At 67.9% G+C, this 21,629-nt stretch carries 18 protein-coding genes; 13 read left to right on the forward strand and 5 right to left on the reverse strand.

Annotated features, from left to right (window positions below; all coding sequences use genetic code 11):
* Positions 1 to 70 precede the first annotated feature (70 nt).
* The 3 genes from CJEDD_RS05500 to CJEDD_RS05510 all read right to left on the reverse strand — a co-directional run bounded on the left by CJEDD_RS05500 (position 71) and on the right by CJEDD_RS05510 (position 4,167).
* Positions 71 to 1,624 (reverse strand): LutB/LldF family L-lactate oxidation iron-sulfur protein, encoded by a 1,554-nt coding sequence (locus CJEDD_RS05500; protein WP_042408622.1) that lies wholly within the window; start codon positions 1,622 to 1,624, stop codon positions 71 to 73.
* Complete coding sequence (locus CJEDD_RS05505) at positions 1,621 to 2,406, reverse strand: (Fe-S)-binding protein (RefSeq protein WP_042408618.1); 786 nt, start codon at positions 2,404 to 2,406, stop codon at positions 1,621 to 1,623. Before CJEDD_RS05505 ends, CJEDD_RS05500 begins: the two co-directional genes overlap by 4 nt.
* A gap of 90 nt (positions 2,407 to 2,496) precedes the next feature.
* Complete coding sequence (locus CJEDD_RS05510; RefSeq protein WP_042408615.1) at positions 2,497 to 4,167, reverse strand: L-lactate permease; 1,671 nt, start codon at positions 4,165 to 4,167, stop codon at positions 2,497 to 2,499.
* 188 nt (positions 4,168 to 4,355) lie between these two features.
* Here CJEDD_RS05510 and argS point away from each other — a divergent pair, with 188 nt between their 5' ends.
* From argS to thrB, 4 genes are all read left to right on the forward strand, one after another.
* Positions 4,356 to 6,008, forward strand: coding sequence for an arginine--tRNA ligase (argS, locus tag CJEDD_RS05515; RefSeq protein WP_042408610.1), 1,653 nt, complete (start codon positions 4,356 to 4,358; stop codon positions 6,006 to 6,008).
* Positions 6,009 to 7,373, forward strand: a complete 1,365-nt coding sequence (gene lysA, locus CJEDD_RS05520) for a diaminopimelate decarboxylase (RefSeq protein ID WP_042408607.1) — start codon at positions 6,009 to 6,011, stop codon at positions 7,371 to 7,373.
* Between the two features lie 92 nt (positions 7,374 to 7,465).
* On the forward strand, positions 7,466 to 8,818 hold the full coding sequence (locus CJEDD_RS05525; RefSeq protein ID WP_042408604.1) for a homoserine dehydrogenase: 1,353 nt from the start codon (positions 7,466 to 7,468) through the stop codon (positions 8,816 to 8,818).
* Positions 8,819 to 8,831: 13 nt separating this feature from the next.
* Positions 8,832 to 9,755 (forward strand): homoserine kinase, encoded by a 924-nt coding sequence (gene thrB / locus CJEDD_RS05530; RefSeq protein WP_042408601.1) that lies wholly within the window; start codon positions 8,832 to 8,834, stop codon positions 9,753 to 9,755.
* Between the two features lie 370 nt (positions 9,756 to 10,125).
* Here the strand turns inward: thrB and CJEDD_RS05535 are convergent, their stop codons facing one another.
* Positions 10,126 to 11,268 carry a glycerol dehydrogenase gene (locus CJEDD_RS05535; RefSeq protein ID WP_273657661.1) on the reverse strand — a complete coding sequence of 381 codons (1,143 nt, stop codon included), beginning with the start codon at positions 11,266 to 11,268 and terminating at the stop codon, positions 10,126 to 10,128.
* 13 nt (positions 11,269 to 11,281) lie between these two features.
* Positions 11,282 to 13,066 carry a long-chain fatty-acid--CoA ligase gene (locus CJEDD_RS05540; protein ID WP_273657662.1) on the reverse strand — a complete coding sequence of 595 codons (1,785 nt, stop codon included), beginning with the start codon at positions 13,064 to 13,066 and terminating at the stop codon, positions 11,282 to 11,284.
* 296 nt (positions 13,067 to 13,362) lie between these two features.
* Between CJEDD_RS05540 and rho the strand changes: the two genes are divergently transcribed.
* The 9 genes from rho to CJEDD_RS05585 all read left to right on the forward strand — a co-directional run bounded on the left by rho (position 13,363) and on the right by CJEDD_RS05585 (position 21,626).
* Entirely contained in the window at positions 13,363 to 15,201 is a 1,839-nt protein-coding gene (gene rho / locus CJEDD_RS05545; protein ID WP_042406491.1) for a transcription termination factor Rho, read from the forward strand.
* Positions 15,202 to 16,281, forward strand: coding sequence for a peptide chain release factor 1 (gene prfA, locus CJEDD_RS05550; RefSeq protein WP_042406493.1), 1,080 nt, complete (start codon positions 15,202 to 15,204; stop codon positions 16,279 to 16,281).
* Positions 16,268 to 17,131: a peptide chain release factor N(5)-glutamine methyltransferase gene (gene prmC / locus CJEDD_RS05555; RefSeq protein ID WP_042406495.1), complete on the forward strand. Its 864-nt coding sequence runs from the start codon at positions 16,268 to 16,270 to the stop codon at positions 17,129 to 17,131. Before prfA ends, prmC begins: the two co-directional genes overlap by 14 nt.
* A gap of 36 nt (positions 17,132 to 17,167) precedes the next feature.
* Positions 17,168 to 17,824 carry an L-threonylcarbamoyladenylate synthase gene (locus CJEDD_RS05560; protein ID WP_042406497.1) on the forward strand — a complete coding sequence of 219 codons (657 nt, stop codon included), beginning with the start codon at positions 17,168 to 17,170 and terminating at the stop codon, positions 17,822 to 17,824.
* Positions 17,825 to 19,063, forward strand: a complete 1,239-nt coding sequence (locus CJEDD_RS05565; protein WP_081764512.1) for an MraY family glycosyltransferase — start codon at positions 17,825 to 17,827, stop codon at positions 19,061 to 19,063. It begins immediately after the preceding gene.
* A 6-nt stretch (positions 19,064 to 19,069) separates the two neighbouring features.
* Positions 19,070 to 19,501, forward strand: a complete 432-nt coding sequence (locus CJEDD_RS05570; protein ID WP_042406498.1) for a Cg1360 family ATP-synthase-associated protein — start codon at positions 19,070 to 19,072, stop codon at positions 19,499 to 19,501.
* Between the two features lie 363 nt (positions 19,502 to 19,864).
* Complete coding sequence (atpB, locus tag CJEDD_RS05575; RefSeq protein WP_042406501.1) at positions 19,865 to 20,659, forward strand: F0F1 ATP synthase subunit A; 795 nt, start codon at positions 19,865 to 19,867, stop codon at positions 20,657 to 20,659.
* A 97-nt stretch (positions 20,660 to 20,756) separates the two neighbouring features.
* Positions 20,757 to 21,002: an ATP synthase F0 subunit C gene (locus CJEDD_RS05580; RefSeq protein WP_042406503.1), complete on the forward strand. Its 246-nt coding sequence runs from the start codon at positions 20,757 to 20,759 to the stop codon at positions 21,000 to 21,002.
* Positions 21,003 to 21,050: 48 nt separating this feature from the next.
* Positions 21,051 to 21,626 (forward strand): F0F1 ATP synthase subunit B, encoded by a 576-nt coding sequence (locus CJEDD_RS05585; protein WP_042406504.1) that lies wholly within the window; start codon positions 21,051 to 21,053, stop codon positions 21,624 to 21,626.
* The last annotated feature ends 3 nt before the right edge of the window (positions 21,627 to 21,629 follow it).

Raw genomic sequence — 21,629 nt, forward strand, 5'->3', positions numbered from 1 at the left:
TTCGCGTCCTCGTTGCGGGTGTCGCGGGCGGGGGAGCCAGCGTTGCCGGCGGTGCCGGTTACTCGGGTGGTCACTTCTTTTCCTCCTCGAAACGCTTGGTGTTCACGTCCTGGCCCTGCGGGACGCCTTCGACGCGGGCCTCGGCGAGCAGGCGCTCGGCCTCCTCAGAGCCCCACCACTGGCGGAAGGACTTCTTCGGCGGCACCGCGACGTCGCGGTACTCGGTCCAGCCGGAAATCGGCGGCGGCATGGTCTCGATCTTGCCGTTGAACCCGCCGAGGACGCGACCGAGGGCGACCATGCGCACCAGCTTGTCCCAGGCGCCGCTGTGGCCCCACACCTGGGCGAGGGAGGCGAAGGCTGCCTTCTCCACGTGGTTCGGCTCGTTCTTCGCCTTCTGGTAGCGCAGCTCCAGCAGGATGTCCGTGATCGGGATCTTCACCGGGCAGACCTCGTTGCAGCGGCCGCACAGCGAAGACGCGTACGGCAGGGAGCCGTTCGGGTCCTCGGAGGAGTCGATGCCGGTGAGCTGCGGGGTGAGGATCGCGCCGATCGGGCCCGGGTACGTCGAGCCGTAGGAGTGGCCGCCGGCGCGCTCGTAGACCGGGCAGACGTTGAGGCACGCGGAGCAGCGGATGCACTTGAGCGCCTCGCGGCCGATCTCGTTGGACATCGCGGCGGTGCGGCCGTTGTCCAGCAGGACGATGTGGAAGTTCTGCGGGCCGTCGCCCTCGGTCACGCCGGACCAGAGCGAGGTGTAGGGGTTCATGCGCTCGCCGGTGGAGGAGCGCGGCAGCAGCTGCAGGAATACGCCGAGGTCGTCAAAGGAGGGCAGGAGCTTCTCGATGCCCATGACGGTGATCAGCGTCTCCGGCAGGGTGAGGCACATGCGGCCGTTGCCCTCGGACTCGACGATGGAGACGGTGCCGGTATCGGCGCAGCCGAAGTTGCAGCCGGAGATGGCCACCTTGGCCTCCAGGAACTGCTGGCGCAGGAACTCGCGGGATGCCTCGGCGAGCTCAGCCGGGTTCGGCTGGAGCGACTCGTCGGTGTTCGGCATCTTGGCCACGAAGATGTCGCGGATCTCGGCGCGGTTGCGGTGGATCGCCGGCACGAGGATGTGGGAGGGGAAGTCCTCGCCGAGCTGGACGATGAGCTCGGCCAGGTCCGTCTCCTGGGCGAAGATGCCGGCCTTTTCCAGCTCCTCGTTCAGGGCGATCTCTTGGGTGGCCATCGACTTGATCTTGACCACCTTTTTCTCGCCGGTGGCCTTGATCAGGTCCTGGATGATCTCGTTGGCTTCCTTGGAATCGCGCGCCCAGTGCACGTGGCCGCCGCGGGCGGTGACGTTCTGCTCGAACTGCTCGAGCAGCTCGGGCATGTTCGCCGCGACGGAGCGCTTGATGGTGGAGCCGGCCTCGCGCAGCTGCTGCCAGTCGTCCAGCTCGTCGACGACGTTCTGGCGCTTCACGCGAATCGTCGTGGTGGCGTACTGGTAGTTGCGACGCTTGGTCACATTGTTCAGCTCGTGGTGCGCGGCCTTCTGGAACTTCTCCTTGCCGCGCAGGTGGGACGGGCCGTTGGCGTACGGCGGCATCGTGGGGTGACCGAGTGCGACCTTCACAGCATCTTCTCCTTCTTGTACACCGCGGACGTCGGGGTCAGCGGGTGCTCCTTCGTGGAGGCCAGGATCTCCGCCATGTGGATGGAGCGGATGCCCTGGTGCTGGCGCGAGAGTGCGCCGCCGATGTTCATGAGGCAGGAGGAGTCACCCGCGGTGACATACTCCGCCTGGGTGTCCTTGATGTGGCGCACCTTGTCGGAGACCATCGCGGAGGACACCTCCGGCATCTTCACGGAGAAGGTGCCGCCGAAGCCGCAGCACTCCTCGGCGTTCGGCAGGTCCACAAGCTCGAGGCCCTCGACGTGGCGCAGCAGCTCCTTCGGGCGCTCGCCCACCTTGATAAAGCGCAGGGAGTGGCAGGAGGAGTGGTAGGTGACGCGGTGCGGGAAGAACGCGCCCACGTCGTAGGTGCCGGCGACGTCGACGATGAACTCGGAGAGGTCGTAGGTCTTCTTCGCGGCGATCTTCGCGCCGTCGACAAGCGCCTTGGACCCGAAGCGCTCGGCGAGCTCGACGTGCTGCTCGCGTACGGCGCCGGTGCAGGAGCCGGAGGGAGCGACGACGTAATCGATGGACGGGTCGGCGAAGGCGTCGACGTAGGTCTCGATGATCGGGATGGCCTGCTCTTTGTAACCGGTGTTCACGTGCATCTGGCCGCAGCAGGTTTGTTGTTCAGGGAAGACAACGTCGTAGCCCAGACGCGACAGCACGATGGCCGAGGCCTTGTGCGCGTCCGGGAACAGGGCGTCGCCGATACAAGTAGAAAACAGGGCTACTCGCATAGTCGGGCTCCTCAATTCGTGGAATCACAGGGAAATGCGAAGCGCCCGGGGCCTCAACGAGACCTCGGGCGCTCCGCAAGCTTGAGTCGATTACGGGACGACCGGAGCCATGAAGCTCAAGACGTTCGACTGAAGGAACACTATCACGCAGACGGCGAGGAGGAGGCCGAAGGACCAGCCGACGACCTTCTTGAAAATCTCGGATTCCTGGCCCTCCATATTCACCGCCGTGGCGGCGATGGCGAGGGACTGCGGGGAGATCATCTTGCCCACGACGCCGCCGGTCGTGTTCGCCGCGAGCAGCAGGTCCGGGTTGAGGCCGAGGTTCTCCGCGGCGGTCACCTGCAGGTTGGCAAACAGTGCGTTCGCGGACGTGTCGGAGCCGGTCACGGCGACGCCGACCCAGCCGAGCACCGGGGAGAAGAAGGCGAACGCGGGGCCGAGGTTGGCGAAGAACTCGCCAATGGTCACGGTCTGGCCGGAGTAGTTCATCACGTACGCCAGCGCGAGGACGAGCACGATGGTTAGGCCGGACCAGCGCATCTTCCACACGGTGTCCGTGAACTCCTTGCCCACCTGGCCCCACGTGAGCGGGTAGCGGCCGTTCTCGTCGAACATCATGTAGATCACGGAGACGATGAGGCCGGAGATGACCAGCAGGGTGCCGGGGTTGTTGATCCACGCGAAGCTGTAGTCGGTGTTCACCGGGTTGCCGGCGGAATCGAGCAGCTTGCCGTCCAGGCCCGGCCACGGGAAGGAGATCTTGAACTTGTTCAGCCAGTCCGGGATGGTGCTGCCCAGGTTGGCCAGGCCGAAGATGACCACGACGACGGCGTACGGAAGCAGCGCCATCCACACGCGGTTGCCCGGCAGCTCGGCCGTGTCGGTGTGGGCGGGCAGCTGGAGGCGCTCGCGCATCTCCGGCACGCCCTTCGGCCGCCAGGAGCGCAGCAGCACGAACGCGGCGCCGAGGGCGACGATGCAGGCGACGACGTCGGTGAGCTGGTACGCGAAGTAGTGGGAGGTTGCCCACTTGGCGAGGCCGAAAGTAAGGCCGATGGTGAACGCCGCCGGGGCGGTCTCGCGCATGCCGCGCTTGCCGTCGATGATGAAGGCGATGATGAACGGGATGAAGAACGCGAGGATCGGCGTGATGTTACCGATGATCGCGGCGATGTTCTCCGTCTGCTCTGTGGTGCGGCCGCCGACCTCGCCGGCGGTGGCGATCGGGATGCCCACCGCGCCGAAGGCCACGGGGGCGGTGTTGGCCAGGAGCACGACGGTGGCGGCCTTGAGCGGCGGGATGCCGAGCGCGAGGATCATGGTCGCGGTGATGGCGACCGGGGCGCCGAAGCCGGCGAGCGCCTCAAGCAGGCCGCCGAAGCAGAACGCGATGAGCATCGCCTGGATGCGCACGTCGCCGTTGCCCATCTTGTCGAAGACGAGGCGCAGATCCTCGAAGCGGCCCGAGGCCACCGTGATCTGGTAGAACCAGATCGCCGTGAGGATGACGAAGACGATGGGGAACAGGCCGAACAGGCCGCCGCGGAACGCCGAGGAGATCGCCATTCCGGTGGGCATGTTGAAGCCGAAGATAGCGACGAGGATGGCCACGACGAGCGCGACCGCGCCTGAGGTGTGCGCGCGGGCCTTGAAGCCCAGCAGCATGATGAAGAACGTCAGCAGCGGGAGTGTGGACACGAGCGCCGACAGGCCGACGCTGCCGCCGATCGCGTCGGTGAAGACTTGGAATTGATCCATGGGTGAGCTCTTTCGAGTCGGTGTACGGGAAACGACGGGAATAAATATGCCAGGTGGGCGCGAAAAGTGAAAAGCGAAGCGAAAATTCATTGGTGTGACTTAAGGCATATGGCGTGTCGACGTCGCTTCGCGCCGCCACCGTCAGCCCAAAAGTGCCCGTGTCGGCGGTTGTTTTAGACTGGTGCCCCATGACGCCAGCAGAACTTGCCACCACCGTGAAACAGGCCGCCACCCGCGTCCTTGAGGCCCACGACCTCGACGCCTCCGTCGTCCCCGACACCGTCACCGTCGAGCGGCCCCGCAACCCGGAGCACGGCGACTACGCCACGAACATCGCGCTGCAGGTGGCGAAGAAGGCGGGCACGAACCCGCGCGAGCTCGCCGGCTGGCTGGCGGAGGAGCTCGCGGCGGACGCGGCGGTGGATTCCGCCGAGGTCGCCGGCCCCGGCTTCATCAACCTCCGCCTCGCCGCTGGCGCCCAGGGCGAGCTGGTGGCGAAGGTGCTCGCGGAGGCCGAGCGCTTTGGCCGCTCCGACCTCTACGCCGGCGAGAAGATCAACCTCGAGTTCGTCTCGGCGAACCCGACGGGCCCGATCCATCTCGGCGGCACCCGCTGGGCCGCGGTGGGCGACTCGCTCGGCCGCGTGCTCGAGGCGTCCGGTGCGCAGGTAACCCGGGAGTACTACTTCAACGACCACGGCGGGCAGATCGACCGCTTCGCCCGCTCTCTTGTCGCCGCGGCGAAGGGGGAGGCCACCCCGGAGGACGGCTACGGCGGCGATTACATCAAGGAGATCGCCCAGGCGGTCGTCGAGAAGCAGCCGCACGCGCTCGAGGGCACCGACGCGGAGGTGCAGGAGACCTTCCGCGCCGCGGGCGTGGAGATGATGTTCGACCAGATCAAGGCCTCGCTGCACGACTTCGGCGTGGACTTCGACGTGTACTTCCACGAGAACTCGCTCTTCGAGTCCGGCGCGGTGGACAAGGCCGTGGCGACGCTGAAGGACAACGGCAACCTTTACGAGGCCGAGGGCGCGTGGTGGCTGCGCTCGACGGACTTCGGCGACGACAAGGACAGGGTGGTGATCAAGTCCGACGGGGACGCGGCCTACATCGCCGGCGACATCGCGTACGTGGCGGACAAGTTCGACCGCGGCCACACGCTGGCCATCTACATGCTCGGCGCGGACCACCACGGCTACATCGCGCGCCTCAAGGCGGCGGCCCAGGCGCTCGGCTACAACGCGGGCGCGGTGGAGGTGCTCATCGGCCAAATGGTCAACCTCGTGCGCGACGGCCAGGCCGTGAAGATGTCCAAGCGCGCCGGCACCGTGATCACGCTCGACGACCTCGTGGACGCCATTGGCGTCGACGGCGCGCGCTACTCGCTCGTGCGCTCCTCGGTGGATTCCACGCTGGACATCGACCTCGACCTGTGGACGAAGCAGTCGAGCGACAACCCCGTCTACTACGTGCAGTACGCGCACGCGCGCCTGTGCTCCATCGAGCGCAAGGCCATCGACGCGGGCGTGTCCTACGTCGACCCGGACCTGGCGCTGCTCACGCACGAGAAGGAGGGCGACCTCATCCGCACGCTCGGCGAGTACCCGGCGGTCGTGCGCGCCGCGGCCGAGCTGCGCGAGCCGCACCGCATCGCCCGCTACACCGAGGAGCTCGCGAGCGCGTTCCACAAGTTCTACGACGCGTGCCAGATCCTGCCCAAGGCGGGCGAGGACGCGGAGCCGATCCACACCTCCCGCCTCGCGCTCGCCATGGCCTCGCGCCAGGTCGTCGCGAACGCCCTCGGCCTGATCGGCGTGAGCGCTCCGGAGCGGATGTAAATGACCGTCTTCATCTCCACGCCGTACGAGACGGACGACGGCGACTTTAACGACCTGCCCGCCCACGTCTGGCCGCGCTGCGCGAAGCGCGAGGAGGACGGCGTGGTCACCATCGCCGGGGTCCCGCTGCCGGAGATCGCGGCGGAGTACGGCACGCCGGTGATCGTCGTCGACGAGGACGACTTCCGCTCCCGCTGTCGCGACATGGCCGCCGCGTTCGGTGCGCCGGCGAACGTGCACTACGCCTCGAAGGCGTTTCTCACCCGCCGCGTCGCCCGCTGGGTGGACGAGGAGGGCCTCGCGCTCGACGTGGCCAGCGAGAACGAGCTGCGCATCGCGCTGGCCGCCGGCTTCCCGCCGGAGCGCATCACCGTCCACGGCAACAACAAGTCGGAGGCGTTCTTGCGCCTGTGCGTGGAGTCGAAAGTGGGCCACGTGGTCATCGACTCACGCCAGGAGCTGCGCCAGCTCGAGGCCGTGGCGCGCGAGGCGGGCGTGACGCAGGACGTGTTCGTCCGCGTCAAGCCCGGCGTGGACGCGCACACGCACGAGTTCATTGCAACCAGCCACGAGGATCAGAAGTTCGGCATCTCGCTGGCCACCGGGGACGCGCTCGCCGCCTCCACCGAGGCGATCGAGTCGGAGTGGCTCGAACTTACCGGCCTGCACTGCCACGTCGGCTCGCAGGTCTTCGACGCGGAAGGCTTCAAGCTCGCCGCCGAGCGCGTGCTCGGCCTCTACGCGGAGATCTGGAAGACCCGCGGGGTGGCGCTCGGCTACCTCGACCTCGGCGGCGGCTACGGCATCGCGTACATGCCGGGGGAGTCGCCCCTTGACGTCGCCGCCGTGGCGAAGGACCTCCTGGCCGCGGTGCAGGACGTCGCCGACGAGCTTGGCATCACCGCGCCCACCGTCGTCGTCGAGCCGGGCCGCGCCATCGCCGGGCCGTCCGCGGTGACGGTGTACTCCGCGGGCGTGATCAAGGACGTGGACACCTCGTACACCACCTCGCGGCGCTACATCGCCGTCGACGGCGGGATGAGCGACAACATCCGCCCCGCGCTCTACGGCGCGCTCTACGACGCCCGCGTGGTCAACCGCTTCACCGACGGCGCCCCGACGGCGACGCGCCTTGTCGGCTCGCACTGCGAGTCCGGCGACATCCTCGTCGAGGACGCCACGTGGCCCGACGACATCGCGCCGGGCGACCTCATCGCGCTCGCCGCGACGGGCGCGTACTGCTACTCCATGGCGTCGAACTACAACGCGTTCGGCCGCCCCGCAATCGTGAGCGTGCGCGGCGGCGAGGTCACGCCGATGGTGCGCCGGGAGACGGTCGAGGACCTGCTCGCGCGAGAATATTAATTGCGCGTGGGCCCGGAATTAGGCGATAGTAGACCAAGCTGTTCATACACGACCCCGGGCACGGACCGGACACACCAGGGAGCACAACGACTATGACTTCGGCCAGCGCAGAGGGCTTCAACGGCAATTACCCGGGCAAGGGCATCGGCACCCCGGTCGGCATCGCGGTGCTGGGCAAGGGCACCGTCGGCACGGAGGTGCTGCGCCTGCTCGGCGAATTCTCGGACAACCTCGAGCAGCGGATTAGCAGCCCGATCGAGGTGCGCGGGGTGGCGGTCTCGGACGTCGAGAAGCACAAAGATGCCCCCGAAGTCCAGGGCTTATACTTGACCGGGGATGCGCGCGAGCTGGTCACGCGCGACGACGTAGACATCGTCGTCGAGCTCATCGGCGGCATCGACTACCCGCGCGAGCTCGTGCTCGAGGCGCTGGGCGCCGGCAAGTCCGTGGTCACCGCGAATAAGGCGCTCGTCGCGGCGCACGGCTCCGAGCTCGCGGACGCCGCGAACGCGGCCGGGGTGGACCTCTACTACGAGGCCGCCGTCGCCGCCGCGATCCCGGTTGTGGGCATGCTGCGCCGCTCGCTCGCGGGCGACCAGGTGCAGCGCATCTCCGGCATCGTGAACGGCACGACGAACTTCATCCTCGACGCGATGGCGTCCACGGGTGCGAGCTACGAGGAGGCGCTCGCGGAGGCGACGCGCCTGGGCTACGCGGAGGCGGACCCGACCGCAGACGTCGAGGGCCACGACGCCGCCTCGAAGGCCGCGATCCTCGCCTCGATGGGCTTCCACACCCGCGTCACGTTCGACGACGTCTATTGCGAGGGCATCACCCACGTCACCTCGGACGACATCGAGGCCGCCAAGCAGTCCGACCAGACGATCAAGCTGCTCGCGATCTGCGAGAGGCTTATCGACGCCGAAGGCAACACCACCGGCATCAACGCCCGCGTACACCCGACGCTCGTGCCCAACGAGCACCCCCTGGCCAGCGTGGACAAGAGCTACAACGCCATCTTCGTCGAGGCGGAGGCGGCCGGGCGGCTCATGTTCTACGGCAACGGCGCGGGCGGCGCGCCCACCGCGTCCGCGGTCCTCGGCGACCTCGTCGGCGCTGCGCGCAACAAGGTGCACGGCGGCCGCGCCCCGGCGGAGAACCCGTACGCGGACTACCCGGTCGTCCCGTTCGGCGAGGTGACCACCCGCTACCACATCAACATGACGGTCAACGACCGCGTCGGCGTGCTCGCGAACCTGACGAAGCGCTTCGCCGCGGCCGGCATCTCGCTCTCCGCGGTGCGCCAGGAGGTGTCGGGCGACGAGGCGCACCTCATCGTGGTCACCCACGCCGCCCGGGAGCAGGACCTCCACGCGATCGTGGACCAGCTCACGGGCCACGACGATGTGCTCTCCGTCAACTCCGTCATCCGGCTGGACGCGTAGAAAAGGAGCCACCATGGCAACCGATCTGCAGGTGGGCCTGAAAGTCAAGGTCACCGTCCCGGGCTCGACCGCGAACCTCGGCCCCGGATTTGACACCCTCGGCCTCGCGCTGAGCATCTACGACACCGTCGAGGTCGAGGTCACCGAGTCCGGCCTCGAGGTGGAGATCTTCGGCGAGGGCGCCGATGACCTTCCGCGTGATTCCTCCCACTTGGTTGTGAAGGCGATTAACTCAGGGCTTGCCGCCGCTGACGTTTCCGCTCCGGGGCTGCGGGTTGTGTGCCACAACTCGATCCCGCAGTCGCGCGGACTCGGGTCTTCCGCTGCGGCTGCCGTCGCGGGCGTCGTCGCCGCGAACGCGCTCGCCGGCTCGCCCCTCGACCACGACGCGATCGTGCAGCTGTCCAGCGAGTTCGAGGGCCACCCCGACAACGCCGGCGCCACCGCCCTCGGCGGCGCGGTGGTGTCCTGGACCGATATCCCGGTCGACGGCCGCTCGAAGCCGTCGTACCGCGCCGTGCGCATCCCCGTCGACGAGTCGATCCACGCTGTCGCGCTCGTGCCGGACTTCCACGCCTCGACGAACGCGGTGCGCAAGGTGCTGCCCAGCCACGTCACGCACACGGATGCGCGCTTCAACGTCTCGCGCACCGCGGTGATGACGGCCGCGCTGCAGCACCACCCCGAGCTGCTTTTCGAAGGCACGCGCGACCGCCTGCACCAGCCGTACCGCGCCGATGTCCTCCCGGTCACCGCCGAGTGGGTCAACCGCCTGCGCAACCGCGGCTACGCCGCCTACCTCTCCGGCGCCGGCCCGACCGCGATGGTGCTCACCACCACCGCCGTCGAGCCCTCGCTTCTCGACGACGCCCGCGCCGCCGGCCTCCGTGTCATCGAACTCGAGGTGGCTGGCCCCGCCACCGCGGAGCTTGTTTAGAACCCGGTCACCGGTTTCCACTAGATCAAGATAGTTCGGCCGCCGTGTTTGTGCAGGTGGGGTGGTGCTGATGTGGCGTCGTCCGCGTTGTGCTCTAGTGGCTCAGCCGGCAGGCTGTGGAATGGAGACTTGAGATCCGCCCGGGCAGCTGAACGATTTTTCAAAGTGGTTGTCGCCACCTGAGATTTGGTGAGCGGGCTGAAGAATATTTCAAACTCCCTCAGCACAAGTGAAGCCCTGCCGGCGTGTACCGGCAGGGCTTGAATCTTGCGGGGTGTTACATCATGAAGGCTGCGCCGGCAGCAAAAAGGGCCGCGCAATGGATGCGCGGCCCAGCGGCCCCAAAGAACGGAGGCCTTATAGAAGGGGACTAATCGGCGACGTACAGCTTCGGTTCGGGGAGACCTCGCTCCTCGCGGACGCGGCGGGAGGTGGTCTCGAGAACCTGGAGGGCCTCGACAACCTGGTGCGGCTCAACCGGGAACGGCATGTTGTGGATGGTCTCGTCCTCGGTGCAGGCGGCCTTGGCAATCTCCTCGAGGGTGTCGGTGTCGTCGGGGGAGATGCCAACCTCGGTGAGGGTGGTGGGGAGGCCGACGCGGGTGGTGAACTCGATGAAGTCCTCGAGCTCGTCGGTATCGGCGCCTTCCATGATTAGTTGGGCGATGGTGCCAATGTTCACCTTCTGGCCGTGCTGCAACCCGTGGGTCTGCTCGGCGGCGGAAAGCCCGTCGTGGATGGCGTGGGCCGCGGCCAGGCCGCCAGATTCGAAGCCCAAGCCGGAGAGCAACGTGTTGGCCTCCACCACGGCATCGAGGGCCGGGGTGACCACGCCCGCTCGGACGGCGTCAAGGGCGGCGAAGGCGTCGTTCCAAAGAATGTCCCAGCACAGCTCCGCGAGCGCGGCGCCTGCGCGGGTGGGGTGGCCGCCGTTCATGGTGGTGCCGTTGCCCTTGGCGGCAGCGCGGGCCTCAACCCAAGTGGCCAGGGCGTCGCCGATGCCGGCGATGAGGAACTGCTCCGGGGCGCCGGCGACGAGCTGGGTGTCGATGAGCACGAGGTCCGGATTGCGGGGGAAGAAGCGGTACTCGTCGAAGGAACCCTTGTCGGTGTTGATCACCGACAAGGTAGAAGTCGGGGCGTCGGAGGATGCGGCGGTGGGGACGGAGGCCCAGCGGATTCCGGCTTCGTAACCGGCCGCTTTCGCGGAGTCGATCGCGGCGCCGCCGCCGAGGCCGACCACCACGTCGTGGTCGTGTTCCTTGATGGTGGCCACGAGGTCGTCGACACGCTTAGCGGTGGCGAAGCCCTCGAACTCGATGCGGTTGACGGGCAGGTCCTCGGATTCGAAGCCGTCGGTCAGTGGCTTTTCGACGAGGCCCCACACGGTGTCGTCGGCAAGCAAAAGCGGGTTGGTGCCCAGCTGTTTGAGGTAGGTACCGAGCTCATTGATCGCGTTTTGGCCCTGGACGTAGCGGGATGGACTGGAGAAGATGCTTGGTTTGGTAGCCATGGCCCCATCCTAGCTATTTTTCACTTTCCCCGTCGTGTGTGACCTCCATCGCTTGCACCTGTTCGCTGGTCGGGTCGCCGTGGGTGCGGCTGCCCGGGCCGGGCAGGGTGATGATGTCGAACTCGTCGCGCTCGAGGTGCTTGCGCAGATCTTTCTTGTCGAACTTGCCCACCGACGTCTTGTCGATGGAATCGACGAACGTCCAGTACTCCGGCGCCATCCACTTCGGCAGTGTGTCGGCGAGGCCCTCGCGTAGCCGCGTCGCGGTCGCCTCGTCGGTTGCGATGCCCGCAAGCAGCTTTGTCACCGCGAGCGGGCGCTCGCCCCACTTCGGGTCGGGGATGCCGATGACGGCGCACTCGACAACGTCGTCGGACTCCATAATGAGGTTCTCCACCTGCGCCGAGTAGATCCACTCGCCGCCGGAGCGGATGACGTCGCGGGCTCGGTCGTAGAGCGTCATGAACCCGGCGTTGGTCACCGTGCCCACGTCGCCGGTGCGCAGCCAGCCGTCGGCCGTGAAGTGGCCGCGGACGTCGTCGACGGCCTCGCCGCGGAACGCGGACGCGAGCTTACCCGGCTCCTGGGTGGGCGAGTGGTAGTACTCGGCGGCGACCATGTTGCCGCGCACCTGGATCTCGCCCTGGGTGAGGTCGTTCGACGCCATGACCCGGCCGTCGTTGACCACGCGGTACTGCAGCGTCGGCGCGAAGCGGCCCTGCGAGATGCGGTAGGCCCAGCGCGCCTCGCCGGACACGCCTGAGGGCGGGCGCGCCACCGTGCCCACCGTCGAGGTCTCCGTCATGCCCCAGCAGTGCACGATGTCCACGCCGTAGCGCTCCTCCCACACCTTGATCAGGGCGGGCGGGGCGGGGGAGCCGCCGACGAAGATCTCCTGCAGGCTCATGCGCTCCGGCGGGTTGTGCAGGTAGTGGACCATGAGCTGGATCCACAGCGTGGGCACGCCGTGCGCCACGCGCGGGTGCGTGCCCGCGATGAGCTTGGCCAGGGTGGGCGCCGAGACGTCCGAATCCGGCAACACGAGGGGCGTGCCGGCGAGAAACGCCGCGAACGGCACGCCCCAGCTGAGCACGTGGTAGATGGGGATGCAGCACAGAAACGTCTCGCCGTGGGCGACGGCGAGCGAATCGGTCGCGCGCAGGCCCGTCGCCTCGAGCCAGAGGGAGCGGTGCGAGTAGGCGACGCCCTTCGGCGCGCCGGTGGTCGCGGTGGAGTAGACGAGCGCGGCGGCGGTGTTCTCAGGCAGCTCCGGCCAGGGGTAGGCGGTGGGGCGACCGTCGAGGAGCTGCTCGTAGCTGTAGACGGCGACTGAGTCGGGCATGTGCTGCCGGGCGGCGTCGAGAGGCTCGACGCCCGTGAACGCGACCGCCCGCACCTTCGGGCACTGCTCAAGGATGGTACCCAGCTTCTCGGCGAGGCGCGGGTCGGCGACGATGAGCTGCGCCTCGGAGTGGTTGACCACGTAGGCGATCTGGTCCGCCATGAGCTGGACGTTGAGCGGGGTGAACACCGCACCTTTCGAGGCGACCGCGAACATCACCTCGAGGTGCTCCGCGCAGTTGTAGAGGAGGGTGCTCACGCGCTGGTCGCCGTCAATGCCGAGGTCGTCGTGCAGGGCGTTCGCGAACGCTGCGGCGCGGGCGCCGATGTCAGCGAACGTCGTCTCCTCCGCGCCGTCCGCGCGCCACGTCGTGCACTTTGTGGTGGCGTGCGCGGTCGAGCCGAACTCGAGGATGCGGGCGACGGAGAACGGCACTTCCTGCATCGTTGAAAGCATGGTGGATATGTTAGCGCGGGGCCGTGGCCGTGCCGGGGTGAATGCGCCTGGGACGATGCGCTACACTGCTGCGTGGATCGTGCGAACCGCACCCCGCCGGGGATGGCCCGGGCAGAGGGTGGCGGCGGGCCGCCGGGTGGATGCAGCATTCCCGGGCCCGTGAGATCCGGCCGGGCGACGCACGACGAGCACCGCCCACCCCGATAGACCGCACTGCACACGAACGCTACCGGTGCCCGCCCCCGCGCACGCGCGGGCGCGTGAGCAGCATCCGGCGTAGCGACGAAAGGACACACGTGACCGATACCGGCACCGCGGCAGGCGCAGACCTCGCCGCCATGAAGCTTCCCGAGCTGCGAAAACTCGCGGCGGACCAGGGACTGAAGGGTATCTCGGGGCTCCGCAAGGGTGACCTCATCCAGGCGATCACCACCGGCCAGGTGCCGAAGAAGGTGGCCGCGGCTGCCGCGGAGCAGCAGACCGCCGACGCGCCGGCCGCCGACAAGCCCGCCAACCGCGAGCCGCAGGACGCGGGCTCGCACGAGGGCGCTCGCGAGGGTGACGATCGCGACGATGCGGACCGCGGCGGATCCCGCTCCGCGGCCCGCCGCGCACGCCGCAACCGCGCCCGCTCCCAGCAGGACGAGCAGCAGCGCGACATGGCTGAGCAGGGGCGGGGCGAGCCGGAGGGCGTCGAGAAGCAGCAGCGCGGCGGCGATGACAACCGGGACAACCGCGACCGGGACAACCGGGACAACCGCGACAACAACCAGGACGGCCAGGGCGGGCGCAACCGGAATCGCAACCACAACCGCGACGAGCACGACGACGACAACCAGGGCGGCGGCCGCCGCGGACGCCGCGGGCGTCGCAACCGGAACCGCAACAACCGCGACAACCAGGGCAACGGGGGCGGCAACCACAACAACGGCGGCAACAACGAGCAGCACTTCGATCCGGAGGATCTGCAGGACGTTGCCGGCATCGCGGACGTGCAGGACAACGGCTCGGCGTTCATCCGCACGACGGGCTACCGCCAGTCGCCCTCGGACGTGTACGTGCCGCAGAAGCTCGTGCGCCAGTCCGGGCTGCGCTCCGGCGACGCGGTGACCGGCCAGGTCCGCGTGAACGGCCAGGCGCACCAGCAGGGCAACGGGCGCAACCGCAAGAGCTACAACCAGGTCGTGCGCGTGGACACCGTCAACGGCCAGACCACCGAGGCGGCGAAGGCGCGCAAGGAGTTCCACAAGCTCACCCCGCTGTACCCGAACCGCCGCCTGCGCCTGGAGACGGAGCCGAAGATCCTCACCACGCGCGTGATCGACCTCGTCATGCCGATTGGCAAGGGCCAGCGCGCGCTCATCGTCTCCCCGCCGAAGGCCGGTAAGACGACGATCGTGCAAAACATCGCCAACGCGATTGCCACGAACAACCCGGAGTGCTACCTCATGGTCGTGCTCGTGGACGAGCGCCCCGAGGAAGTCACGGACATGCAGCGCAGCGTCAACGGCGAGGTCATTGCCTCGACGTTCGACCGCCCGCCGTCAGAGCACACCGCCGTGGCGGAGCTGGCCATCGAGCGCGCGAAGCGCCTCGTGGAGATGGGCCAGGACGTCGTGGTTCTGCTCGACTCCATCACCCGCCTCGGCCGCGCGTACAACAACTCCTCGCCGGCGTCGGGCCGCATCCTTTCCGGCGGCGTGGACTCGAACGCGCTCTACCCGCCGAAGCGCTTCCTCGGCGCGGCGCGCAACATCGAGGAGGGCGGCTCGCTCACCATCATCGCCACCGCCATGGTGGAGACGGGCTCCGCGGGCGACACCGTCATCTTCGAGGAGTTCAAGGGCACCGGCAACGCGGAGCTCAAGCTCGACCGCAAGATCGCGGAGCGCCGCGTGTTCCCGGCCGTGGACGTCAACCCGTCCGGCACGCGCAAGGACGAGCTGCTCATGAGCCCGGAGGAGGCGCGCGTCATGCACAAGCTGCGCCGCATCCTCTCCGCGCTCGAGCCGCAGCAGGCCATCGACATGCTGATCAAGCAGCTGAAGAAGACGAAGTCGAACGGCGAGTTCCTCATGGGCGTGGCCAGCTCCGCGCCGATGGCGCAGGCGGAGACCGAGGAGGATTACGTCTAAATGGCAGACAATACGCAGGTTTCGCTTGTCGACGACTACGTGTCCGAGTACCAGGGCATCCAGGCCCAGATGGGCGACCCGGACGTCGCCGGCGACCAGGAGCAGTTCCGCAAACTGTCGAAGCGCTACGCGGAGCTCCAGCCGATCATCAACGTCTACAACGACCTCACACAGGCCCGCGAGGACCACGAGGCCGCCGCGGAGATGGCGAACGAGGACAAGGAGTTCGCCGACGAGGCGAAGCGCCTCGAGTCCGAGATCGTGCGCCTCGAGGAGGAGCTCGCCGACCTGCTCGCACCGCGCGACGAGCACGACGGCGACGACGTGATCATGGAGCTCAAGGCCGGCGCGGGCGGCGAGGAGGCGGCGCTGTTCGCCGGCGACCTCGCCCGCATGTACCAGAAGTACTGCGAGAAGAACGCCCTGACCTGGGAGGTCCTCGACGTCGCCGAGTCCGACCTCGGCGGCGTGAAGGACATGACCGTCGCGGTGAAGTCGAAGAACCCGTCGCGCGACGGCGCGTGGTCGAAGCTCAAGTTCGAGGGCGGCGTGCACCGCGTCCAGCGCGTGCCCGTCACCGAGTCCCAGGGCCGCATCCAGACCTCCGCGGCCGGCGTCTATGTCTTCCCGGAGGCGGACGAGGTGCAAAGCGTCGACATCGACGAGAAGGACCTGCGCGTCGACGTCTATCGCTCCTCCGGCAAGGGCGGCCAGGGCGTGAATACGACCGACTCGGCGGTGCGCATCACGCACCTGCCCACCGGCATCGTCGTCACCTGCCAGAACGAGCGCTCCCAGATCCAGAACCGCGCCCGCGCCATGCAGGTGCTCCAGGCCCGCCTCGACCAGCTCGAGCGCGAGAAGGCCGAGGCGGAGGAGGCCGAGGGCCGCGCCTCCCAGGTGCGCACCATGGACCGCTCCGAGCGCATCCGCACCTACAACTGGCCGGAGAACCGCATCTCGGACCACCGCATCAACTACAAGGCCAACAACCTCGATTCGGTGCTCGACGGCAACATGGACGACCTCATCACCGCCCTGCAGACCCACGAGCGCCAGGAGCGTCTTGAAGCCGAATAACCTGCGCACCACCATCGCCCGCGCCGAGCAGACCCTTGCCGGCGCGGGCGTCGCGTCGCCGGGGGTCGACGCGCGCCTGCTCGCCGCGCACATCCTCGGCGTCGCGCCGCTCGAGCTCATGTTCGCCGAGCCGCCCGCGGGGTTCGACGAGGCGTACGCGGCACTCGTCGCCCGCCGCGCCGCCCGCGAGCCGCTGCAACACATCACCGGCACCGCGCCGTTTGCCGGCGTCGACCTCGCCGTCGGGCCCGGCGTGTTCATCCCCCGGCCCGAGACCGAACTCCTCGCCGAGTGGGCGGTGCGCTCGCTTCTCGACGCCCCTTCGGCAACATCTCACCCAATCGCCGTCGACCTCGGCTCCGGCTCCGGCGCGATCGCCATCACCATCGCGCACGCCGTTCCGTCCGCCACCGTCTATGCCGTGGAGCGCTCGGCCGAGGCGCGGCGGTACTTGGAGCGAAACGTGGCGGCGCTCGCGCCGTCGATACGCATTGTCCCCGGCGACATGACGGACCCGGCGCTCCTGCGCGAGCTCGACGGGGCGGTGGATGTGGTGGCGGCGAACCCGCCGTACGTGCCGGAGACCCCCGACCTCGACGCGGAGGTGTACGCCGACCCGCACGAGGCGGTGTTCTCCGGCGCGGACGGGATGGACGCGATCCGCGGGCTCGTGCCCGTCGCGGCGCGGCTGCTTTGCCCCGGCGGGCGCCTGGGCATCGAGCACGACGACGCAACCTCGCGCGACGTGCAGGCGGTGGTGCGCGGCAGCGGGGCGTTCGGTGCGCCGCGCGTAATGCAGGATCTCGCCGGGCGGGCCAGGTTTGTCACGGCGAGTAAGCTGTCCGCGTAACTTTCCCGGTAACGATTCCGACACGAAGGAGCACCCATGCCCGCGATCTACGACTGCCTCGACCCGAACGTGCGGGGCGACGGCGTGAGCGCGGCGGCCGACGCCGTGCGCGCCGGCCGTTGCGTGGTGCTGCCCACCGACACCGTCTACGGCATCGGCTGCGACGCCTTCAACAACGACGCGGTGGCCACGCTGCTGGCCACGAAGCACCGCGGGCCGGACATGCCGGTGCCGGTGCTCGTCGGCTCCTGGGTGACCATCCAGGGGCTCGTGCGCGAGTTCTCCGAGACCGCGAAGACGCTCGTGGAGGCGTTCTGGCCCGGCGGGCTGTCCATCGTCGTGCCGGAGGCGCCGAGCCTGCCGTGGAACCTGGGCGACACCCGCGGCACCGTGCTGCTGCGCATGCCGAACCAGCCGCTCGCGCTCGAGCTGCTGCAGGAGACCGGCCCGATGGCCGTGTCCTCGGCGAACATCTCCGGCAACCCGCCGGCCACCACGGCGGCCGAGGCGAAGGCGCAGTTCGGCGACACGGTCGGGGTTTACCTCGACGGCGGCCCGGCGGCGGTGGGGGAGCCGTCGACGATCATCGACATCTCGAAGCCGCGCCCGGTGATCCTGCGCGAAGGCGCGATCCCCGTCGAGCGCATCGGTGAAGTGCTGGGCCTTGACCCGGAGAGCCTGCGGAGGGCGTAGATGCCAGCAGCAGGCGTGCCGCTGCGCGAGCTGGGCCTCGTCCTCCTCGTCGCCGCGGCGATCACCTACCTCGCCACCGGGCCGGTGCGCTCCATGCTCGTGCGCACCGGCCGGGTCGCAGAGATCCGCCAGCGCGACGTGCACACTCAGCCCACGCCGTCGCTCGGCGGGCTGGCGATGTTCACCGGCTTCGTCGGGGCGTACCTGCTTGCGCAGCAGCTGCCGGCGCTCACGCGCGGGTTCGCGCCCGTCACCCCGGAGATGACGGCGGTGCTCGCCGGCGGGCTCGCCATCGTCCTCGTCGGCGTCGTGGACGACCTCTACGAGCTCAGTGCCATCGCGAAGCTCATCGGCCAGTTCGCCGCCGCCATCGTGATGACGGTCCTGGGCATCGGCTTCACCGTCTTCTACGTCCCGTTCGGGGAGGGCACGACGCTCATCCTCGACCAGGCCCAGGGGATGGTGTTGAGCGTGGTGTTCACCGTCATGCTCATCAACGCGGTGAACTTTGTCGACGGCATCGACGGGCTCGCCGCCGGGCTGGGCATGATCGCCGGCAGTGCGATCCTCGTGTACTCGCTCTCAGTGCTCTACGACCTCGGCGGTGCCGTGTCCGCCTACCCGCCCGCGATCATCTGCGCCATCCTCGTGGGCATCTGCGCCGGGTTCCTGCCGCACAACTTCGAGCCCGCCCGCATTTTCATGGGAGACTCCGGCGCAATGCTCATCGGGCTACTGCTCGCCGCGGCGTCCATCTCCGCGTCCGGCAAGATCAACATGTCACTCTACGGCGCTGCCGACCTCGTCGCCCTGGTCAGCCCCATCATCGTCGTGCTCGCCGCGATCGCGCTGCCGGTGCTCGACCTCGTCTGGGCCGTGATCCGTCGCACCGCCAAGGGGCAGAGCCCGTTCACCGCGGACGCCGGTCACATCCACCACCGCCTCCTGCGCCTCGGCCACACCCACCGCCGCACCGTACTCGTGCTCTATATGTGGGTCTCGGCCGTCGCGTTCGGCGCCGTGAGCTTCTCCGTCGTGCCCTCCCGCGTCGCGGTCGCGTTCACCGCCGTGGCGCTTGTCGGGGCATTCTTAGCGACGCTCGTGCCGCTGTGGCAGGGCAAGATCGGCCCGCAGCGGCGCAGTGGGGGCGATACTGGCGGCGATACTGGCGGGCGCGTCGGGGGCAGCGTCGGTGGGCCGGAAGGTGCGACGTCGACACGCGTCGATGCCTTAAGATGACCCAGCGTGAAACCACTTGAAGTCAACGACGCCTCCGACGCCTCCGACCACCGCCAGCCGCTCATCCGGGCGCTGAAGGTGGCGGGGTGGGCACTCGTCGCGCTCACCGTGGTCTCGCTCATGGCGTGGGGCGCGGCGCGCGACCTGCCCGGGATCTGGGCGGTGCTCATGGGCGTGGCGGTCGGCGGGGGCTTCGTGCTCGCCACCGCGGCGACGGTGCTCGCGACCGCGAACTCGACGCCGACGACGACGATGGCCGTCGTACTCGGCGGCTGGCTGGTGAAGGTCGGCCTGCTCGCGGTGTTTCTCATGTGGATCCGCGGGTTCGACTTCTACGACCACCGCGCGTTCGGCGTGACCACGTTGGCCGCGCTCGCCGTCGCCCTCGCGGCGGAGACGTGGGGCGTGATTACCACCCGCACCACGTACCTGGATTAGGGCTTGTCCTGCGCGATCGCGTCTTGTGATAGAGCTAACAACCGGCGCAAAATGCGTCCGAGCTGGGTCGTTGAGGCCCGCGGTGCGCGGTGGGTGCACCGGCGGGGGGACATTCGCACAGGTAAAACCTACGTTTCGTAGACGGCCTGTTAGGATAACCGCTGGGTTTGTTCCAGGTCGATAACCACCCTCATACGCAGGGCAAACCGGCCGGCGAACGACATCCCCTGTCCCCGCGGAAGCAGATGTGCGACGGAGTCCGCCGCGGAGGCAGTCTTGTTGAAGACGTCCATCGCACCGTGCCCCGCCCGCCGGGGTACGGCCCGAGAACGGGAGAGAACGCTGAGCGTTACAACTTTGGCCATGAAGGGTGAGTTCCACGCACCTTCACTCGGTCCAGAATTTTTCCCGGGGCAGACGTACGGCCAGATCATTGGCGAAGACTTCGCTAATGGTTGGTTCGCACTCGACCGCATCATGATCGTCCGCCTGTTTGTCGCGGCGATCCTGGTGCTCCTCTTTGTTATTGCCTTCCGGAACCCGAAGCTGGTTCCCAAAGGCCTGCAGAATGTCGCCGAGATCGGCGTCGACTTCGTCCGCGTGAACATCGCGGAGGACACGTTGGGCAAGAAGGACGGCAAGCGGTTCCTGCCGCTGCTGTGCACCATCTTCTTCACCATCTTGTTCATGAATGTGGCGACGATTATCCCGGGCCTGAACATCTCGCCGAACGCGCGCATCGGTATGCCGATCGTGTTGGCGGTTGCGGCCTACATCGCGATGATCTACGCCGGTATCAAGCGGTACGGCATCGCGTACTTCAAGCACTCGACGGTGATCCCCGGCCTCCCGCCGGCCCTCCACCTGCTGGTGGTGCCCATCGAGTTCTTCTCGACGTTCATTCTGCGTCCGGTCACCCTGGCGCTTCGTCTTATGGCGAACTTCCTGGCCGGCCACATCATCCTCGTCCTGCTGTATTCCGCCACGAACTTCTTCTTCTGGCAGCTGAACGCATGGACGGCGATGAGTGGCCTGACCCTGATCGCAGCGCTGCTGTTCACCGCGTACGAGTTGATCATCATCTTCCTGCAGGCGTACATCTTCGCCCTGCTGACCGCGGTGTACATCGAGCTGTCGCTGCACGCGGATGCGCACTAACAAAGCGCGACCACACGGCCAACTGAATAACCCCAACATTTGTCACCAGTTCCCCTGCACCGCGCGGGGGAACGCCTAGAAAGGGAACGACTTTCACATGAACGACATCATTCTTGCCCAGGCAGCGGAGACCGTGAACCGTTACGAGGGTCTCGGCACCATCGGCTACGGCCTCGCCACCATCGGCCCGGGCCTCGGCATCGGCATCCTCGTCGGCAAGACCGTCGAGGGCATGGCTCGCCAGCCGGAGATGGCCGGCCAGCTCCGCACCACCATGTTCCTGGGTATCGCCTTCGTCGAGGCGCTCGCCCTCATCGGCCTCGTCGCCGGCTTCCTGTTCTAAAAAACGAGAACGAGTTCACCCGTACATTTTTTAGATCAGGAGCAACCAATGACTAACGTCAATGCATTCCTCGTGGCCGCCGCAGAGGGCCACGAGACGTTGCCGATGGAGAAGGAGCCTTCCATCCTCCTCCCGGCCACGTACGACGTGGTTTGGTCTCTTGTCGTTTTCATCATCGTCGGCCTGCTGTTCTGGAAGTACGTCATTCCGAGGTTCCAGGAAGTGCTGGCGGAGCGCGAAGACCGAATCAAGGGCGGCATCGAGCGTGCTGAGGTCGCCCAGAAGGAAGCCAAGGCTGCCCTGGAGAAGAACAACGCCGAGCTTGCGGAGGCGCGCCACGAGGCCGCCGAGATCCGCGAAGCTGCCCGCGCCCGCGGCAAGGAGATCGAGGCTGAGTCTCGCGCCCGCGCCGAGGAGGAGGCCCGCCGCATCATCGAGTCCGGTGAGAAGCAGCTGCAGGCGTCCCGCGAGCAGGTTGTCGCTGAGCTGCGCAATGAGATGGGCCAGAACTCCATCTCGCTGGCTGAGCGTCTGCTGGGCACCGAGTTGTCGGATTCGACCCGCCGCTCGAACACGATCGACGCTTTCCTCAACGAGCTCGACCGCGTGTCGACGAGGAAGTAGGCG

Source organism: Corynebacterium jeddahense, assembly GCF_028609865.1.
Taxonomy (GTDB): domain Bacteria; phylum Actinomycetota; class Actinomycetes; order Mycobacteriales; family Mycobacteriaceae; genus Corynebacterium; species Corynebacterium jeddahense.